This window comes from Phycisphaerae bacterium (assembly GCA_035384605.1).
Taxonomy (GTDB): Bacteria; Planctomycetota; Phycisphaerae; order UBA1845; family PWPN01; genus JAUCQB01.
Genome location: DAOOIV010000096.1, coordinates 1 through 20183 on the forward strand (window position 1 = coordinate 1; position 20183 = coordinate 20183).

13 protein-coding genes are annotated in these 20183 nt (G+C 61.9%); 6 read left to right on the forward strand and 7 right to left on the reverse strand.

Going from position 1 to position 20183, the window contains the following annotated elements:
- Nucleotides 1-88 precede the first annotated feature (88 nt).
- Nucleotides 89-2326 carry a hypothetical protein gene (locus PLL20_17035; GenBank protein ID HPD31699.1) on the reverse strand — a complete coding sequence of 746 codons (2238 nt, stop codon included), beginning with the start codon at nt 2324-2326 and terminating at the stop codon, nt 89-91.
- Entirely contained in the window at nt 2316-3167 is an 852-nt protein-coding gene (locus PLL20_17040) for an HAD hydrolase family protein (GenBank protein ID HPD31700.1), read from the reverse strand. The genes PLL20_17035 and PLL20_17040 overlap by 11 nt, the downstream gene beginning before the upstream one ends.
- A gap of 398 nt (nt 3168-3565) precedes the next feature.
- Here PLL20_17040 and PLL20_17045 point away from each other — a divergent pair, with 398 nt between their 5' ends.
- Nucleotides 3566-3886 carry a DUF4282 domain-containing protein gene (locus PLL20_17045; protein HPD31701.1) on the forward strand — a complete coding sequence of 107 codons (321 nt, stop codon included), beginning with the start codon at nt 3566-3568 and terminating at the stop codon, nt 3884-3886.
- A gap of 5 nt (nt 3887-3891) precedes the next feature.
- Here PLL20_17045 and PLL20_17050 read toward each other — a convergent pair whose 3' ends face one another.
- From PLL20_17050 to uvrA (PLL20_17070), 5 genes are all read right to left on the reverse strand, one after another.
- Nucleotides 3892-4551, reverse strand: a complete 660-nt coding sequence (locus PLL20_17050; GenBank protein ID HPD31702.1) for a hypothetical protein — start codon at nt 4549-4551, stop codon at nt 3892-3894.
- Between the two features lie 209 nt (nt 4552-4760).
- A complete protein-coding gene (gene uvrA, locus PLL20_17055) occupies nt 4761-9962 on the reverse strand; it encodes an excinuclease ABC subunit UvrA (GenBank protein ID HPD31703.1) in 5202 nt (1733 codons plus the stop codon).
- Nucleotides 9962-10534: a hypothetical protein gene (locus tag PLL20_17060; GenBank protein ID HPD31704.1), complete on the reverse strand. Its 573-nt coding sequence runs from the start codon at nt 10532-10534 to the stop codon at nt 9962-9964. The genes uvrA (PLL20_17055) and PLL20_17060 overlap by 1 nt, the downstream gene beginning before the upstream one ends.
- Nucleotides 10524-10781, reverse strand: coding sequence for a hypothetical protein (locus PLL20_17065; GenBank protein ID HPD31705.1), 258 nt, complete (start codon nt 10779-10781; stop codon nt 10524-10526). Before PLL20_17065 ends, PLL20_17060 begins: the two co-directional genes overlap by 11 nt.
- Nucleotides 10778-12691, reverse strand: coding sequence for an excinuclease ABC subunit UvrA (uvrA, locus tag PLL20_17070; protein HPD31706.1), 1914 nt, complete (start codon nt 12689-12691; stop codon nt 10778-10780). The genes PLL20_17065 and uvrA (PLL20_17070) overlap by 4 nt, the downstream gene beginning before the upstream one ends.
- 357 nt (nt 12692-13048) lie before the next feature.
- Between uvrA (PLL20_17070) and PLL20_17075 the strand changes: the two genes are divergently transcribed.
- The 5 genes from PLL20_17075 (at nt 13049) to PLL20_17095 (ending at nt 19910) form a co-directional block, all read left to right on the forward strand.
- Nucleotides 13049-13252 carry a hypothetical protein gene (locus PLL20_17075; protein HPD31707.1) on the forward strand — a complete coding sequence of 68 codons (204 nt, stop codon included), beginning with the start codon at nt 13049-13051 and terminating at the stop codon, nt 13250-13252.
- Between the two features lie 385 nt (nt 13253-13637).
- Nucleotides 13638-16676, forward strand: coding sequence for a glycosyl hydrolase (locus PLL20_17080; GenBank protein HPD31708.1), 3039 nt, complete (start codon nt 13638-13640; stop codon nt 16674-16676).
- Nucleotides 16677-16685: 9 nt separating this feature from the next.
- Nucleotides 16686-17492 (forward strand): class I SAM-dependent methyltransferase, encoded by an 807-nt coding sequence (locus PLL20_17085; protein ID HPD31709.1) that lies wholly within the window; start codon nt 16686-16688, stop codon nt 17490-17492.
- A gap of 183 nt (nt 17493-17675) precedes the next feature.
- A complete protein-coding gene (locus tag PLL20_17090) occupies nt 17676-18191 on the forward strand; it encodes a sigma-70 family RNA polymerase sigma factor (protein HPD31710.1) in 516 nt (171 codons plus the stop codon).
- 3 nt (nt 18192-18194) lie between these two features.
- On the forward strand, nt 18195-19910 hold the full coding sequence (locus PLL20_17095) for a hypothetical protein (protein ID HPD31711.1): 1716 nt from the start codon (nt 18195-18197) through the stop codon (nt 19908-19910).
- Nucleotides 19911-20183: the final 273 nt, after the last annotated feature.

Consider the following 20183-nt stretch of genomic DNA (forward strand, 5'->3'; position numbering starts at 1 on the left):
AGGCCGGAGAGCGCAGGCCTGGAGGGGACTTGCACCCCTCTGATCGAGTACACTCGCAGACGCACTGGGGCCGACGAGGGCGTCGGCCCTACTTGGGGGCCTGATCGCTCAACAGTGTTTTGACGTTGGCGGCGAAGCGATCCTGATAGACCTGCTGCGTCTGCTCGCGAAGGCTGGCGGACTTGCTGACCAGAATGAATCGCGTCAGGTTGACGGTGCCGAGGTCCAAGGTGAGTTCGCCGGCGTCAATCTGCCACTTGATATCGCGTGCTCCCTCAGCAGTGATCTCAAAGACGTCGGCAAGCTTAAGCCAGGAGGGCACATGCACCTTCACTCCGGCTTTCTCGACAGGCCGGTAGATCGTGCCGAGGCGATCGGAAGCGAAGTTGTCGTTGACGACAATGAGCGCCAGGGCGTCGTCACCGACGAGCAGCGAGCGGATCCACAGCATTCGTGGGCCGCTGACGGGAACGGTCGCCGGGCAACTGCGGATGAGGGCCGACTCGGCCGAGCGGATTTCCGCGCCGACCAGGCCGATCTCTCTCCACAGGGTTTTCATTTCCTTGTCGCTGCCGCCGCACCCGTAATACTCGCCGAATGGCGTGTACCACCAGAACGACATGGCCTTGGCCCCGGCCGCGAGGGAGTAGTAAACCTCGATCCGCTTCTCCTGCGGCGTCGGTCCGCGATATGGGCAATCCTTCATGTCGAAGCGGCATGTATGCAGAATCAGGTGCATGGGTTTGGGTGCACCAGCCGACTGATAGATCGTCCCGACAGCGTAAACGTATGTGGGTTTGAGGTACGGCCCCCAGTTCGTCGGGTCAGACTCCAGCACGCTTTGCACGCCCTCCTGATAATACGGATCGGCGCACGGCAGGTCGGGCAGTTGAGCGTAGGTGTACCAGTTCTCGGGCTTGAAGGTGTTGTCCACGTTGAGCAGGACCGGCGTGCCGGCGTCCTCGCGGCGAAACATGTTTGCCCGATTGACCAGCCACTGGGCGAGGCTGCCGATCCGCTTGTATGGGTCGAGCATCCTGCTTGCGAAGTCACCGGCGTCCGGCTCATCCGTCAGAAAAAGGAACGGGGGGTTGACCGCATCGCCGACCCAGTTGGTCATGATCCGGATACCGGTCTTCTTCGAGTATTCCTGCCCTTCTTTCGATCGAAGGAACTCCCGCACCTCGCCGGGTATCGAGTACATAAGCGTGTTGATGTTGTGCACGCGCATGTCCTCGAGAAAGAACTTGCGATTGTCGTCCGCGGTCTTGCCGACCTTGGAGTAGCCCCACATGCCGTAGACCAGGCCGGGCTGCCAGGCGCCGATGCTGACTCTGGCGATGCCGCCGTCGGCATAGACGGCCTGGAACAGGTACCAAGTGCCCTTCTTGAAGGCCGAGGCGGGATTGATGATCACCGGGACGGTATCGATGGCATCGTCGGCTACGATCGTGCAGCGGCTGGTGACATCCTGGCCGTCGAGCAGGATCTGTCGTGGGGCGATACCCTTGCCGCCCGGGTGACGCAGGTAGGCGTAGGCGGCATCAAACTCAGGTGTGAAGTTGATGCTGAAGAACCAAGGCTGCTTTGTTTTGACGGGGACGGCGACCCGGGCGTCGGTCTCAGGAAGACCAGGAATCGAGACGGTCAGCACCTCGACCTTCGGGTCGCGGCGAAGACGCACAGTGACTTGTCCGTATCCGCCGGGGGGTACGATCATCGGCTCGGTCTTCCACCATACCGGCTCGCCGGCCGCTACCAGCCTGTCGATCTGATCCTTGGGCAGCCTGGAAAACTGAAGGCTGGAGGGGTACTTGTCGTCCGGGTGGTTCTTCGGCTTGTGTTCCGGGGCGACTGCCTGGGCAAGGCTCACGCCGTCCAGCAGCACATCCTCGACCACCATCATCTTGTCGCTGCTATTGCGAAAAATGGCAAAGAGGTAACCGCCGAGCGGCATGTCCGGGTGGGCATACCGGATCTTCTCGCCGTTTTCGTCGGTCCATGACCACCCCTCGCGCCACATGGGCATGAACTCGGGGTAGGGCACGTCGGCGCGGTACTCGCCACCGACAGATCGGGAATCGTTCGCGAGAACGTGCGGCACCGGGACGACCGCCGCGAGGAGGAAAAGGAAGAACACGATGAATATGAAACCTCCGGCACCTGCCGCCCCGCCGAGGCTGACCTGCCGATGGGGCACGGATCCCAGGGGCTCGCGCCCCTGGCTGTCTGCCTTCGACGCTGCCGGGGCGTTGAGGGAGGATGCGTTATGTAAGCCAGGTCCCGCGCGTTCCCCATTCATCATGCTGCATTCATCACTCATCATTCTTCAGTATCCTCTCAATCGCCACCGCCAGGCCGTCTTCGTCGTTGCTGGGCACATGCCACCGGGCGACGGCTTTCACCGAGGCAACGGCGTTGCCCATCGCCACCCCCAGGCCGGCATGGCGGATCATCTCGAGATCATTCACGTCGTCTCCAATAGCCACCACTTCAGAACCGTCGACACCCATCGGTCCGGCAACCTGCATGATCCCGTGCCACTTGTTGACCGTCGGGGCAAAGCATTCGACCACATGCAGGCCATAGTTGGGAGCGAAGATAGAATTGCATTTCAGCTCGACCGGCGAGAAAGCCTGCCGCACGGAGGTGAAGGTCTCGCCGATGTGGGCCGGATCCTCGATGACGCCGATTCGAACCGGCTCGAAAGGCAACGGCCGCCACTCTGCAAGGTGCTCAGTGCGAGAAGGCGAGATCTGCAGCCAACGCTCGAAGTACTTGCGATTCCGCTCGCCCGGTATGTAGCGGTAATCCACGCCGGCCTCAGCGGAATCGTACAGCACCAGAACCGGAGAACCCAGCGATCGAAAATGGGCGACCAACCGATCCGCCAGGTGGTGCGCAATCGTCGTGCGGTGCATCGTTCGGCCGGTGGACAACTCGCTGACGATCGCCCCGAAAACGAACACGCCCACATCTGAATCCAGGCCGATCTCATCGAGCACCGCGCGGGCCTCGGCCAGCATACGACCGGTGCACAGGCAGACGATCATGCCGGCCTCATGGGCCCGGTGTAAGGCTTGGCGGTGGGCGGGTGGCAATTCATTGCGCGAGTTCATCAACGTCCCGTCAACGTCGATGGCGAGGAAACGGTACTTCAGACTCATGACACGGGCACTCAAACCACGCGGCTGGAAACCCCAAAACAGGCAGACAATGTGCATGCACGGCGATGGGTTGTCAACCGTGGACCCACCTTGAAGCCGAGAAGCACCCGAAACGCGTCACGACGCGGGGGTATCGCGCGAACGGCAATCAGCAAGCCGATCGCGACAGAAAAGCCTGGGCAAGCGACCGGCGGCAGAAAGGGCGATTCCCTGCGATCACGCAAGACCCGAAGCCCCGCATCGATAAGACACGCGAAAAGCCGGCTCCGGTTGACAAAACAGACCATCCCCTGGGAAGATGATGGCCGCACGCCGCTCTCCGCGTCATCCGCGGGGACCGCGCCGGCAATTCCCGGGAACCGTGCAGGCACATCTGCACATCACAAGGAGATACGCCAATGAATGATGCCAAGAGTTTCTTCTCCAGCCTGCTCGACATGTCCTTCAGCGATTTCATTACCCCCAAGATCATCAAGATTCTTTTCATTCTGGCCATTATCGGCTCCGCGATCTGGGCACTGGCGCTTCTGGCGGCCGGGCTTGGATCCGGATCGGCGGGCGGAATCCTCGGTGGCCTGATCGGGGCGCCCATCGCGTTCATATTGGCGGTCATTCTGAGTCGAGTCTACCTGGAACTGCTTCTCGTCATGTTTCGCATCGCCGAGAATACCGGGCGACTCGTCGAGCACGCAGAGGGCCCGCCGAAGGACGCCCAGTAGCACGGTCATGCGTCTCTGGTCAGGACCGCCGTTGCCCAGGTGCTGGGGTCGATGTGCCAATTGAACTCGTCGCCGACGGTCAGGTACTGCTGTCCGAGTTCGACGTCCTCCAGCATGGTATACAGTCCGATCCGAGGATGCTCGTCGGGATCGAAGCCCGAGAGGATCTCGCCCGGAATCCGGGCTTCGAGCGTGTAGACGTCGCCGTCACGCCGACCGGCGATCGGGATCGAGCCCTCCGGCGGCAAAGGGGCATTCTCGGCGGCACGATGGATCCGGGCGGCGCCGGCGCACGGATCGCGGCCGTGGCGCCCTCCGCCGGCCGGGAGAAAATAGAACTGCTGGCAATACCGTGAGGCCCGCTTGATCTCGCGGGTGTCGCGCATATCCGTACATAGGCGAAGATTGTCGCCTTCCCAGAACCGTCGCGGCTCGCATCTGAAAGGAGCCCTTCGGCCTTCAACGCGACAGGCGATGAACAGGCCGGTTTCGTTCCACGCCATCCATACCTTGCCGAAAGACCTGCAGTTGTCGAGCCTGCCAAAATCCGGGAGCAGGAACTCGTCGGGCCAATCGGACAGATCGCCGTCGATCACCGGCGACGAGCGGTACCGCAGCGGGAACTCAAAGCGGAACAACAGGCGATTGGGGACCAGGGTGCTCATTTCACGTGGCCCTCCTCATAAGACGGAAGCCGTGACGGCAAAAGCCCAATGACCAAATCCCAATGACCAATGAAGCTCGAAGCCCGAATGACGAAACCTCAGGTGGAGCATCGCTGTTCGGATTTCGTGCTTGGTCATTCATTGGGCATTCAGATTTCGGCATTGGTCATTCCTTGGTCATTGGGCCTTGAGCATTGGCCATTTCTGTGTCATTCCTTTCTCAGCGATGCGATTGACTCGCGTACCAGCCGCTCGAGCTGTTCCTGGTCGCACTGCTGCGATTTCTGCAGCCAGAACTGGACCTGATCGTGATGGCTGAGGTGGCGGATGACCGGGTCGATCCCGAGCTTGTCGATCAGGGCAGGCGTGAATTGCCCCCGTGCGCAATGGACCTCAACCCGCATGGCATTGGCCTGGTTAGTAATGAACCGTGCCCAGACCCCGGGTACCTCCGGATGCTGCAGCACCACCATGACCTTCCGCGTCCAGTCCTCCCTGATTTCAGGGACCATTTTCTTGAGCCGGCCGAGCATCTCCACGATCAAAGATCCCCTCCAGAGCTTCTCGGTGTTCTTCGACAGCATCTGCTGCGACAGGTGCCACTGCCGGCCGTTGACCTTCCACGGCTGGCGCATCTCGACGTCCTCGCCCATTTTGCGGATCAGCCGCTGGTAAGCCTGAAACGCCCTCTTGATGAACTCGCGACAGTCGGCGGTGGCGATCTCCTTCTTGGAGTGAATCAGAATGCGCACGTCGTCGGTCAGACGCCCTGAATGGCGTACGTTCACCCGCGGCTCCTTGCCGTAGATCGGCAGCTCGTTCATCTCATCGAGCGTCTTGAGGGGGATCAGTCGGCGCACTTCGGCGTTGCTGAACGCCCGAGCGGGCACGCGGAAGGTGACATCCAGCAACCACACGCCGCCGGTTCGAGCGTGGAAGAACCAGGGAGACGCGCTGCCGGGCATCTTGATCTCGACGGTGCTCCGGGAGTTGTAGTTGGTCGGCGACAGCCGGCCTTGGCCGATCTTCTCAATCTGATCGATGAGCCATTCGAGGGCCGCCCCTTCCCACCTCGCCGGCTCACCTCGTGGGCCGACCCGATCTCGCGTATGCCAGCGGCGGCCGTCGATCTCCCAGGGCATCTTCGCCTGGCCGATGTCCTCCTCGGCGGTGATCGAGACATCTTCGGTAACCAGAGCCCGCGCCGGGTCGAAGATCTTTCGCTCGACCCGCGTTCCGCTGCGAAGGACCTCCGCCAGGATACGCCCGGTATGCGATCGCTGACTGGCAACCACTCTCTCCGGCGGGCCCTCGGCCACGATATCTCCGCCTGCGGCGCCACCCTCCGGACCAAGGTCGATGATCCAGTCGGCCGTCTTGATCACATCGAGATTGTGCTCGATGCAGACGACGGTGTTGCCCATGTCGCACAACCGGTGCAACACGTCAAGCAGTCTTCGCAGATCCTCGAAGTGCAGGCCGGTGGTCGGCTCATCGAGAATGTAAAGGGTCTTGCCGGTGCTTGGGCGGCCCAGTTCGGCCGCGAGTTTCACCCGCTGGGCCTCGCCGCCCGACAACGTGGGCGCCGGCTGTCCGAGCTGAAGATATCCGAGACCGACGTCATCAAGCGTCTGAAGCATCCGCCGCACGCGCGGCACGTTCTTGAAGTGTTCGAGAGCCTCCGAAATACGCATGGAAAGCACATCAGCGATGCTCTTGCCCTTATACCGCACCTCGAGCGTCTCCGCCTTGTAACGCGTGCCGCCGCAGGTCTCGCAGGTGATCCATACATCAGGCAGGAAGTGCATCTCGATGCAGCGCTGGCCGTTGCCCTCGCAGGCCTCGCATCGGCCACCCGGCCGGTTGAAACTGAAACGGTTGGCATTGTAGCCGCGCACCTTGGCTTCCGGCAGGCGAGCGAACAGCGCCCGAATCTCGTCGAACACACCGGTATACGTGGCCGGGTTGCTCGTGGGCGAGCTGCCGATCGGCGACTGATCCACGTTGATGACCTTGTCGATGAATTCAACCCCGATAATCTCGTCGTGGGCCCCGGGCTCCACGCCGGCCCGATGAATGCGCCTGGCCAAGGCGTTGTGCAATACGTCGTTGACCAGCGAACTCTTGCCGCTGCCGGACACGCCGGTGACGACCACGAGGCAACCGAGCGGAATGTCGACATCAATGTTGCGAAGATTGTTCTGGCGGGCGCCGATGATGCGAAGGAACCGGCCGTTGCCGGGGCGTCGCCGCGCCGGGATGGGGATCGCTTCGCGGCCGCCCAGATACCGGCCGGTGAGCGATTCCTGGGCCGTTCTGAGCTGTTGAGGCGTGCCGGCGGCCACGATTCGCCCGCCGAACGCTCCAGCGCCCGGCCCGAAATCGAGAACGTGGTCCGACTCCGTGATCACGTCGCGATCGTGTTCGACCATCAGAAGTGTGTTGCCAAGATCCCGAAGCCGGTGCAAGGCGGAAATCAGCCGCCGCGTGTCTCGCGGATGCAGGCCGATGGTTGGCTCATCAAGAACGTAAAGAACGCCGGTGAGCCCGCTGCCGATCTGGGAGGCGAGGCGAATCCGCTGAGACTCGCCACCGGAGAGCGTCGGGGCCGAACGGTGAAGCGTCACGTAATCGAGGCCGACATCGACCAGGAATTGCAACCGATTGCGGATCTCAAACAGAAGTTCGCCGGCCACTCTGCGCTGGCGGGCATCCAGCCGCAGATCCTTGAAGAACCGCAGGCAATCATCCAACGGCATCCGGCAGACGTCGACAATGGTCTTGCCGCCGACGCGAACCGCCGCGGCGTCCGGCCGCAGCCGCCCTCCTCCGCACTTCTGACAGGCCACCTCGGAAGTCAGCTGGCTCAGCCGCTGGCGGTATTGCCAGCTCGAACGCGAAGCCTCATCAATCGCCGGGTAGAACCCCTTCCACTGGAAACGGACGCCTTGACCGAGATCGTACCAGTGAGCCCCCGTGCCATAGAGCAGGCCCCGCTGAGCTTCGGCTGGAAGCTTGCACCAGGGAATACCCGGCGAGACTCCCAGATGATCCGCCACCAGACCGACCATTTCGGCCAACAAGGTATTCTCCTCGAAATCCTCCCAGCCGGCGATCGCCCCGTCACGTATCGAACGTCGCGGGTTGGGCACGACCATCGCAACGCTGGCCCCCTTCTGCGTACCGAGCCCCTCGCAGGTCTCACACCAGCCGAGGCGCGTGTTGAAGGAGAAATGATGCGGCGTCAGGTCTTCGTAGGCGGTACCGCATTGCGTGCACGACCGTCTCTGGGAGAATCGAAGCGCCTCACCTCCGTCCACGGGCGCGAGCATGACCCAGCCGCTCCCGATCGACAAAGCCATTTCAATACTGTCGGCAATGCGTGACCGCTCCCGTTTGCGAATGACCACCCGGTCCACCACCAGCTCAACCGAGTGACGACTCTTGCGATCCAGTGAGGGCGGCTTTTCAAGCTCGTACACCTGGCCGTCCACCCGCACGCGGGCAAAACCACTGGCTTGCTCGCGGGCAAACAGCGCCGCGTAGTCTTCGTTGCCCGTCTGCTCGATGGGAGCCAGCACAAGCGCTCGAGTCCCTTCCGGCAAGTCCAGGACTTTATCGATGATTTCGTCACTGGTTTGCGTGCCGATGGGAACATCGCACTTGGGGCAATAAGGAATGCCTATACGCGCCCAGAGAATGCGCATGTAATCGAAAACCTCGGTCACCGTGCCCACCGTGGAACGCGGCGAGCGGGCGGCGGTCTTCTGCTCGATGCTGATGGCCGGAGACAGGCCTTCGATGCGCTCCACTTTGGGCTTTGCGAGCTGGCCAAGAAACTGGCGAGCATAGGTGCTGAGAGATTCGACGTATCGGCGCTGGCCTTCGGCGTACACGGTGTCGAGAGCGAAGCTGCTCTTGCCGCTGCCGGACACTCCGCTGCAAACGGTAATCTTGCCGCGAGGGAAGGAAACCGTGACATCCTTGAGATTATGCTGGCCGGCCCCGACGACCGTAACCTCGGCGGCCTCGCCGTTGTCCCCTTCGCCGGGGGCTACCCCCCCTGCCCCCCCCTTGTTAAGGGGGGGAAGAAGAGAGCGCTCCTCCCCATTAAGAGAGGGAACTGCACTGGCTTCTCCGCCAAGAGCAGGAACCGCTAAGCCGGGCCCGCTTGCCAACCTCCCCCCGTCAGCAAGGGAGGCCTGCAATCTCCCCCCCTTAGCAAGGGAGGCCTGCAACCTCCCCCCCTTAGCAAGGGAGGCCTGCAACCTCCCCCCCTTAGCAAGGGGGGGCTGCAACCCCCCCCCCTTAGCAAGGGGGGGCTGGGGGGGGTGACCGTCCAGACGGAGCACCGGCCGGAGGGCCTGACCGGTGTATGACGCCTCGCACTCGGCGACCTGTTCGGGCGTCCCGGCCACGACCACATACCCGCCGGCCTCGCCGCCCTCGGGGCCAAGGTCGATGACCCAGTCGGCCGTCTTGATCACGTCGAGATTGTGCTCGATCACCACCACTGTGTTGCCGCTGTCCACGAAGCCGTGGAGCACCTGCAGGAGTCGCCGAATGTCCTCGAAGTGTAGTCCTGTTGTCGGCTCATCGAGGATATATAGCGTTCGGCCGGTACTCCTCCGCACCAGCTCGCGGCCGAGTTTGATCCGTTGTGCCTCGCCGCCCGACAGCGTCGTTGACGATTGCCCGAGCTTGATGTAGTCCAGGCCGACGTCATGCAGCGTCTGGAGCATGCCGGCAATCTTCGGGATGTTCGCGAAGTGCCGGAGAGCTTCCTGTACGTCCATGTCCAGGACGTCGGCGATGCTCTTGCCGCGAAAGTGGATGGCGAGCGTCTCGCGGTTGAAGCGGCGCCCTTCGCAGACAGGACAGGGAACCCAGATATCGGCGAGAAACTCCATGTCCAGGCGGTTGGCCCCGTTGCCTTCGCAGGCCTCGCACCGGCCGCCGCCCTCTTCGCCGCTCGGCACGTTGAAGCTGAACCGCCCCGGTTTATAGCCGCGCACTTTCGAATCCGGCAGCCGGGCGTAAAGGTCGCGAATTTCGTCGAACACCTTGATATAGGTGGCCGGGTTGCTTCGCGGAGTACGGCCGATCGGCTGCTGATCGATGTCGATCACCTTGTCGAGATGCTCAAGACCGTCGATGCCGTCGCAATCACCGGGACTGACCTCCTCGGCTCCGTTCAGGTCGCGGGCCAGGCGCTCGCGGAGAATGTCAATGACCAGCGAACTCTTGCCGCTGCCCGAGACGCCGGTCACACAGATGAACCGTCCCAGCGGGAAATGAACATCAACGTTCTTGAGGTTGTTGTGCCTCGCCCCGCGCACGGTCAGCCAGCGCTGCCGGTCATCAGCAACAGGTATCGCCCCTTTGCCCATGGCACGCCGTCGCTTGCTCACTAGATCCCCGCCTCACGCGCCAGTTCTTCAAGGTCCGTCTTGATGCCGAGTTCCGCTGCCCACCCCCGAAGATAAGTCCAGTCCAGCCGAGTACGTTGAGTCCTGACAACACTCAGGGCGTTTTCCCACTGCTTCCTGGAACCCGTGGTCTTGCGCCACAAGAGCTTCATGAGAACGATGTCTTCCGCCGATACCACGCAGATCCTGAGGTCGCTCTCCGGATATTCAACCCAGACTCGTCTTCGAAGCACCTCCCGGTAGTAGGGAGTATCCGGCAGCATGCTCAGATCAAATTTGAGGGAAGTCTTACGGTGGATCACATTGGTCATCGAATGATCGACGCACGCCTGGCGTATCACATCTGCGTCGGCATAGAAACGAGGGCCCAGGTCGGCAACAAGCCTCGATACCTGGTTGGGCCTCATGTTCATCACAATGTCCACATCGATGCTGGCACGGGGTTCACCATGTATGCTGCTTGCGACCGAGCCGGTGATCGCATAGACAACCCCCTGCTCTTCAAGAGGAGTGGTGACCTGCCGAATCAAGCCGGCGAAATCATCATTTGCCATCGTCGCTGCCCTCCGTCTGCCTTGCCTGCGCCGCCCCGCGCCGCAAACGAAGCATCGTTGTTGTCATCCGGCAAAGCATCTCGAACTTCTTCTCCGGAGTATGCACTTCCGCCATGTACTCCTGAAGCAAGCGGTCGCGTTCAGCGGCTGACATCCGGCCAAGCCGTTCCTGCGTCAACCGGCACACCTCCGCAAACCTGCGGCACGTTTCCTCATCTGCAATCCGTACTTCCGATTGCCCGCTCATGGTTTCTGGTCCTCTCTGCCACGAGTCACCTTGCGCATCGTCTCGACATCCACGGGCCGTCGCTGCTTCGGCACCTCGATACTCCGCCGGCCTGCCAAGTACGCGCCCGTGAGTGACTTCTCATTTGCCGCCATCTCGTCAATCGTGCCCGTGGCCACCACCTCCCCGCCGCGAACCCCCGGTCCCGGGCCGAAATCAACGATCAGGTCGGCGGTTCGCATCGTCTCCTCGTCATGCTCGACGACCACGACGGTGTTGCCCATGTCCCGCAATCGTTCGAGGCTGGCCAGGAGCCGCCGGTTGTCGCGCGGATGCAGTCCGATCGACGGCTCGTCAAGAACGTAAAGCACGCCCACCAGGCCGCAGCCGATCTGACCAGCCAGGCGAATCCGCTGGGCCTCGCCGCCCGAAAGCGTCGGCGCCGGGCGATCAAGCGTCAGATAGTCAAGACCCACATTCGACAAGAACGAGAGCCGCCCGCCCACCTCCTTCAACACCTCGGCGGCAATCAGCCGCTCGGTCGGGTCAAGGTGCAACGTGTCGAAGAATTCTCGCACCTGGAGCACCGACATGGCGCACAATTCATGAAGGGCCTTCCCGCCGACCAGGACATGCCGCGCCTGGGCATTGAGGCGGGCGCCCCGGCAGTCGGGACATGGCTTGCGACTCATGTACTTCTCGTAATAGGCGCAAGCAAAACCGGCTTTGGCCTTGCGGTACCAGGAGCGCAGCTCGGCGATCACCCCTTCGAAAGTGCCGCCATGTTTCCACACGCCGCCGCGATACCGCCACTCGAAGGTGATGTGCTCGTCGCCGGTGCCGTAGAGCAAGGCATCACGGGCCCGTTGTGGTAGGCGGCCCCAGGGCAGCCGAATGTCGAACCCCACGTGTTTGGCGACCCCTTCGTAGATGTGCCGCCGCCAACGGCCGGGACGTTTTCGCATCGGCGCAATGCAGGGATCAAAAAAACTCAGGGACGGGTCCGGAACCAGAAGTTCCGGATCAAAATCGTAGATCGCGCCCATCCCGTCGCAGGTCAGACACATGCCCGTCGGCGAATTGAAACTGAACAACTGGGGCGACGGCGTGTCGAAACCGGTTCCGCACTTGGCGCAAGCATACTTGGAGGACAACAGCAGCTCCCCAAGCAGGCCGCCGGCTTCGCTTGGCGCAGATGCCGACGACTCGGGCTCCGCCGGAGCCACAATGAGTGTGCCGTTGCCCAGGGCGAGCGCGTTTTCAACAGCTTCCGCGAGGCGAGCCCGTACCTCGTGGCCGACTGCCAGTCGGTCGACAACGACCTCGATGTCGTGCCGATTATGACGCCCGAGTGCAGGTGCCCGGTCCAGGTGAACCACCCTCCCGTCGATCCGCGCTCGGACATAGCCTCGCCTGCGGAGATCCTCCAGAAGCTCAACGTGCTCGCCTTTCTGCCCTCGCACCACCGGAGCAAGAATCAACACGCGCGATCCGGCCTGCGTACTCAGGATGCGCCCGACAATGGCCTCGGAGGTCTGGGCGGTGATTGGGTCTCCGCATTGGGGACAGTGTTGACGGCCGAGTCTGGCATACAAGACTCTGAGAAAATCATAGATGCCGGTCACCGTCCCCACGGTGCTGCGAGGATTCCAGCCCGACGTCTTCTGCTGGATGGCAATCGCCGGGCTCAACCCGGTAATCTGGTCCACGTCCGGCTTGGCCAGGGTCCCCAGAAACTGGCGTGCGTAAGCGCTGAGCGATTCGATGTAGCGGCGCTGGCCCTCGGCGTACAAGGTGTCAAAGGCAAGGCTGCTTTTGCCGCTTCCGGAGACCCCGGTGAAGCAGATCAACCGGTTTCGCGGCAGATCCAAAGAGACGTTCCGCAGGTTATGCTCCCGCGCACCCCGCACAGATATGACCGGCCGACCCATGTGCAACCCCCTGTCTGCCGCTCGACCAGAGAAACTGGCCGGGCAGAAACCGACCCAGCATTGTAATTCAGCGAAGCATTTTGGACCAACCGACAGTCCCTGCCCAAAGGACTGCGGCCGTGAGGCTCATGCCGAGGCACAGGATTCCGTAAGTCGATTCCAGACAAGCCGTTATCGCCTCTCTGCAATATCAAATAAGGTGCCTCACCGGCTGATGCGCCAGGCAGCCTCAGAAAACACGCGCCAAACCTTCGCGGGGAGAATCTGTCTCGTAACTATGTAAGAGGAGTCGCTCTGAGATCAGGAGTATCGTGTCCGGGTCGGAAGCCGACCCGCCAGGAACATAAGGAGGCATTCGTGATAAGCATGATCCGAAATCGCGTGCTGACCGCCCTGCTCGTCATCGCGTCCTGCTTGCTGCCGGGAGCAGAGATAGACTGCGACTGCGAAGACGGGGAATTCGAAGTGGAGTTCGACGGCTTCTGCGACGACGATTGCGATCACGGCTGCTGCGGCCACAGCCTCGACGGTTTCTTTTTTGACTTCTGGTGGGATGATTAAAGAGACACTCAACAGCAATCGTCAGGAGACCTTGGCTTGGTTTGAGGGTTGTCAGGCAGATGCGCCTGCCATGAAACCCAACACCAGTGCGTGATACGTTCTGGCTCGAAACCCCCACTTGCCTACCACCAAGCTGGAAGTCGGGCGGGCATGAGGCGAGACTGTGATTCTGCCCGCCCAATCGCAACCTCCGAAACTACCGTCCTGTGAGTCGTCGTCCGATAATCACGCCCGCCGGCACGCGGCGTCTGCTCGCAACCAGTCACGCCCGCAACCCTGTCGAACGTATCCAATTTCGCTGACACCTACTGATATCCCCCGCAGTTTGTAATTCCGGCCCGATTGCGGTATCGTCGGTGTACTTGCGACCACAGGAGTGCCCCCTTTGACGCTGGCGGACGAGTTGAAAATACTGCGGCCAGAGTTCATGGCCGCCCCGTTCTGGTTCTGGAATGACGTGATGGACCCCCAAGAGGTCCGGCGCCAGATTGCCGAGATGTCGCGCCAGAACATCGGCGGTTTCTTCATGCATGCCCGGATGGGCCGCGTCACCCCCTATATGTCCCAGGAATGGATGACGGCAATCAAGGCCGCCGTGGATGAGGCCCGGCAACGGGGCATGTTCGCCTGGATTTACGACGAGGATGGCTGGCCGAGCGGCTTTGGCGGCGGTGCGGTCAATGCACTGGGCGAGGAGTACCTCCAGCAGTACGCCACCGCCGAAATCATCCCCTGCAACGGATCCATCGGCACAAAACTGGAGCGACCAAAATGCATCATCGCCGCCTACGCCACGGGCAGAAAAGTCAATGGCTTCAGCGATTGCCAGCGGCTTGATCCCGCGGACCTGCCCGGGAGCTGGTCGCGGTTGCCGCCCACCTGCCGCGAGAGACTTGTGATCTTTCGCCGGGAGTTGCACAACTACCGCCGCCATTTCTCGCCCGAGGCGTGGGCCGACGGCTACGTGGACGTGCTGAACCCCAAGGTAACCCGCGCCTTCATCCAAAACATCTATGAGGCCTACCGGCGCGAAATTGGAAAAGAGTTCGGCAGGAACGTTCCCGGCGTATTTACCGATGAACCCTCATACCATGAACTCGGTTGGAGCGAACCGGTCGTACGGCTGCCCATGTCGCCGGTCCTGGAGAGGGAGTTCGAGAAGCGGTATGGCGCTCCCCTTCTGGATAATCTGATGACCATCGCGTTCGGCGGGCCCGACGCCATCCGCGCCCGATGGTGCTTCTACTCCTGTCTCGCGAGGCTGTTCTCGCGGAATTACACCCGGATCCTCGCCGAATGGTGCGCGCGACACAAGATGGTCTTCACCGGCCACTACCTGCTGGAAGAACATCCCCGTTGCGCGACCCACGTGATCGGCGACCCGATGCTGCACTACTACTATCAGCAGTATCCCGGCATCGACCATCTGGGCAAAGACCTTGACTTGAAGGACTTTTGGTCGTCGGCGAGGGTGCTCGTCAAACAGGCATCGAGCATCGCCCACCAGTTCGACAAGCCTCGCGTGATGTGCGAGACCTTCGCCGGCGGGGGATGGCGCTTCGGCATTCGCGAACAGAAATGGATGGCCGACTGGCAGTACGCCATGGGACTGAACCTGGTCTGCCAGCATGCTTTTCACTATTCCCTGCGGGGTTTTCGGAAACGCGACTATCCGCCGAGCCTTTCGTTCCAGCAACCTTGGTGGCCGTTCAGCAAGGATCTTGGCGCCCATTTCGCCCGGCTGGGCTACTTGCTGACCCGGGGAAAACGGGTCGTAAACGTCCTGGTCATGCACCCTATCGAGAGCTTCTTTGCGACCCACGAGCCCGGCGGGTACCCGTGGCCCAATGACCCAATGAATGAAGCCTTGAAAAAGCTGGTCGAATGCCTGCTGGCCTACCAGATCGACTTTGATTTTGGAAACGAGGTCCTCCTGAAACAGCATGGCCGGGTCCAAGGCGCCGGCCTCAAACTGGGCTCTGGCACTTATGACGCAGTCATCATCCCCCACAGCCTGACGTGGCGCAAGTCCACCGTGACAATGCTGCGGAAGTTCGCGTCCTCCGGAGGGCGATTGTACTACGTGGAACCCGCCCCGACGCACCTGGAAGGTGAGCCCACCGACGCCTACGGGTCGTTGCTGGACGAAGCGATGAGCCTGGGCCATTGGCAGGCACCGGAATTCCGGCAGTGCATCTCCGATCTGGTCGGACCGGTGGCCAAAAGGGCCTGTCGCGTGTTGGGCAACGATCCGCACAACCGTGATATCATGGTCATGCACCGGCGAGCCGAAGGACAGCATATCTTCTTTTTGGCCAGCGGGGCCAAAACCGCTCACACGTCCTGCGTCATCTTCGACGTACCCGGCATACCAATGCTGGTCAACACAGTGAGCGGGCATCTGTCGCCTCTACCGCACACCCGCGAGAACGACGAGTGCCGCATCGAGTTATCATTCGATTTCGCCAAGTCTCATGCCATTCTCTTCAAGCGCGGCCGTCGCGTTCCTGCACCCGCAAAGGAAACCCAGGTTTTCCAGAAGACGCTCTGTTGTCACGGCGACCAGTTGCCTTATCAGATGGACCGCGATAACCCCTTCATTCTGGACGCAGGCGAGTTGTTCATCGACGGGCGTTCGGCGGGACTCATGTCAACACTTGATGCCGAGCAGGCTCTGGCCCGGCACGGCAACGCTCCGCAAGCGTTCATGCGATTCACCGCCACGAGCGAACTGAAAGTCGGCGGTGCCGAGTTGCTTCTTGAAACGCCGGAAAACTTCGAAATCAGGATTGACGACCGGAAGATCCCGGTGCCGGCGCAACCGGCCTGGCTCATTGACCCGTGCCTGCGCAGGATCCCGATTCCCGGCGGTCTCAAGGCGGGCACAAACACCATTGAGATCCACTTCCGGTGGCAGCCGGGCCTGGAAATCGAGCCCATGTATCTGCTCGGCCGATTCGGTACCTACGTGGAAGGCGACAAGTGTCGGATTGGCCCGCTGCCGAAAAAACTGGCAGTCGGCTCGTGGCACGATCAGGGTCTGGCCTTCTATGCGGGCATCATCACTTACACACTCGATGTCAATGCAGATACTCGGGCAGATCGCTGGGAACTGCGATGCCCTGAGTTCCACAGCGCCGTCCGCGTGTCTGTCAACGGCGTCGATGCCGGCCATATACTGTGGGCCCCCTACACGCTCGATATCACCTCCCACGTCCGTCGGGGCCGGAACCAGATCAGCCTGCACGTGGCCAACTGCCTGCGGAACTTTTTCGGCCCACACCACATGGGCAACGAGGACGAGATCGACTGCCTCGGTCCGCACAATTTCTTCAACACCAGGCACCGCGTGCCCGAATACCGCCTCAAGCCGGCCGGCCTGCTCGGAGAGGTCGTCCTTACCGGCTACCGCACGGACCGCTAGAATAACCGCATGGCTCGACGGCGACGCTCTGACAACCAGCGCTACCACGACCGCGTCGCGGGACGATACGAGTCCATCTACGACGACGCGTACTGGCAATGGCACGACGCCTTGACGTGGGGGCACCTCAAGCGATTCATTCCCAGAGATCTCATCTCTCCCGTCGCCGACCTGGGTTGCGGCTCGGGCAAATGGGGCCGACGTCTTCTCAAGAGCGGCTACCGGGTCACGTTTGTCGATCTGTCGGCCAAGATGCTCGATGAGGCCCGGCGACAGGTTGAAGAAATGGGGGCGACCGCCAAGGCGGAGTTTGTCCAGGCCGATCTGGCAGACCTGTCGGCCCTGCCCGAGGGACATTTTGGGTTAGCGATGGCTATGGGCGAACCGATCGGACTGACCGAGTCGCCTCAGCAGGCCATGAGACAGATCGCCCGCTGTCTGGCAAGCGGCGGCGTGCTGGTTGCCACGCTCGACAACCGCGTGCCCTGCTTGGATTACTACCTTGAACGAGGCGACCGCGAGGGATTGGAGCAGTTCATTCGCAGCGGACGCACTCACTGGTTGACTCGCGATCCCTCAGAGCAATTCGAGATTCACACCTTCGAACCCAAAAGCATCGAGCGACTGGTCGCCGATGCGGGTCTGGAGATGCTGGACATGATCGGCAAGACGGTGCTGCCGATGAGACGCCACCGGGAGCTGATCGAGGATGCGGACGAGCGACGCCGTTGGGCCAGGATCGAACAGCGTCTGGCCGGCGACCCGGCCAATTTCGGCCGTTGCGCACATCTGCAGTTCGCGGCGCGCAAGCCCTGACGTAACCAAGCGGTCCGCCATAGAAGCCTCGCCCCAGGTCTACCGGTCCCACCTCGTTGCATCCGCTCACCGCGCGGGTACCATGACTTGGCAGGTGCTTTTCAAGAAAACTCATCCCTCAGCGGTTTTCCGGGAGCAGAATCGCCCGCGACGCGTCTAACGTTGCAGGAACAGGGGCGAACCGTGGAATTGCCCGACGCGGAAGCGGTCAAGCTGGCGGCCAGGGGTGATGCCGACGCCTTCATGACGTTGGTCGAACGATACCGCGCGCCACTGATCGCCTATGTCCACGGCAAGACCCGGCGGCGCGATGAGGCCGAGGATCTAGCCCAGGAGGTCTTCTGCAAGGCATGGCAGCACCTGCCCGGGCTGAGGGACCCGGCGGCGTTTCCGGGGTGGCTGTTCAGGATGGCCCACAACGCGATCCTGACGGCGGCCCGGCAGCCACGGCCGGCACAGCTTGAAGACGATCCTGCGGACAGCAGCCCTGCCGGCAATGAGAACAGCGTCGAGGTTCACGCGGCCGTCGCGGCTTTGTCGGAGGAGTTCCGGATCACGGTTTCGCTCCGGCATTTTTCGGGGATGAGTACGGATGAGGTGGCCAGAACACTGGGAATTCCGCCTGGGACCGTGCGAAGCCGATTGTCGCGGGCGTATGCTCAGCTTCGCCGGCGGCTCATCTCGCGTGTGGAGGTCTGATCGGTGTCCAGCGACCTGGATCGACAACTCGAACAGCTTCTGGACCAGGCCGGGTCTGACGCCCAGCCTCGCCGGCCCTCCTGGGGCGAGATGCGAGACCGGATCACGGCCATCCCGCAGGTCCGCGGTCGGCGACTGGTCCTGCCCCGCCGGTTGGTGGCTGTCGTGGGGGTGGCGGCCATGATCGCGATTGTCCTCGGCATCATCTTCCACCTGCCCCTCGGCCCCATCGCCCAAGCCGAAAGCCCGCCGATTCGCGTGATCCAGAAGGACATCGAGCTCACGGTATTCAACCTGTTCGAGAGCGATCGCCCGACGTTGTTCATGCCGACGTCGCCGCCTGCACGCGGACCGGTCAAAATGGGCATGGCCCTGGTCAAGGACCACCGCATCGTCCTGAACCTTCGGCCGGGGGACAATCTGGTCTACTTCACCGATGTCGCCGCTACCATCGACCCGACCAGCGTGCGGTTCTGGAGCGAAACCGACCCCATCGCCACGAAGGTCGTCGAGCAGAACTTCGAATACGACCTGGCGACCGCCGGGGCGATCCTCAAGCGCTATCTCGACCGCAAGATCACCTGCGTACTGAAGGATGGCAAGCAGCATGAGGGCTTCCTCTGCTCGCACGACGGCGACATTGTGCTGGCCGATAAGCCGCCGTCGGACTCGGGCGAGATGCGCAAGACCGAGTCGATCTCCCGCGATCAGATCCGGGCGGTGCAGATGCCGGATGTTCCCAAGGACCTGTTCGTCAAGCCCACCCTGGTCTGGAAGATCCGCACACAGCGTCCCGGCCAGCACGAGACGACGCTCATGTACGCCTGCGGCCATGCCGAGTGGCAGGCGGATTACGTGGTTGCGGTCACACCCGGCGCTCCCGGAGAGAAGGATCAGCTCGACCTGCAGGGCTGGGTGACCATCGATAACCGCACAGGATCAACCTACAAGGACGCCGGTATCAAGCTCATCGCCGGCGACGTCAACCGGGTGCCGGATCCGTGGGCACCGGATCAGGTTGAGCGGTTCTCAATGGGCATCGAATTCGCGGATTTGGACGCGTATGCGTTGAGACTGGCACCGGCCAAGATGCCGGAGAAGGCGTTCGTCGAGAAGTCCTTCTTCGAATACCACTTGTATACGCTCTCGGCCCCCAGCACGGTCAAGGACCAGCAGATCAAGCAACTCAAGCTGCTCAAGGCTGAGGGGGTGAAGGCAATCCGGCGATATGTCTTCGATTCGCCGCCGGGCACGGATGAGAGCCGGCGGCATGTCGCCGTAGTTCTGGAGTTCAAGAACGATAAGGACAACAAGCTGGGCATGCCGCTGCCCAAGGGGCGGGTCCGTGTCATGCAGCGGGATTCGGACGGCGACATGCAGTTAGTCAACACCACCGAGATCGACCATACCGCCAAGGATGAGGAGATGAAGCTCAATATCGGCTCGGCGTTCGACGTAGCCGCCGAGCGGGCGGAGATGAACATGACACGGCCGGGCCACCGGCAGGAGACTCGAACCATCCGCCTGCGGATGCGGAACCACAAGGATGAACCGATTCAGGCCCGCTTTGTCGAGCGGCTGGTGCCGAATCGGAATTGGGAGATCACGCTGACAAGCAACGCGTGGACGCGCGAGGATGTGAGCACGATTCACTTTGATTTCACGCTGGAACCTGACGCGGAAAAGGAAATCACATACACGGTGGATTACCAATGGTAACACGCTCAGAAAACGAGACGGATCGCGATTTCCTTCCCCCCTTGACAAGGGGGGATAAAGGGGGGCCTTGGCTTTCCTCCCCTACCCCCCCCTGCCCCCCCTTTGTAAGGGGGGGAGAAGGACACCCCCCCTTGGCAAGGGGGGGAGAGAGACTCCGCTCGGCCCGGAGCTTCTTCTGCTCGGCCCGGAGCTTCTTCTGCTCGGCCCGGAGCTTCTTCTGCTCGGCCCGGAATCCTTTCCGGGCCGCCTCTGGTGGCGGAATCCTTTCCGCAT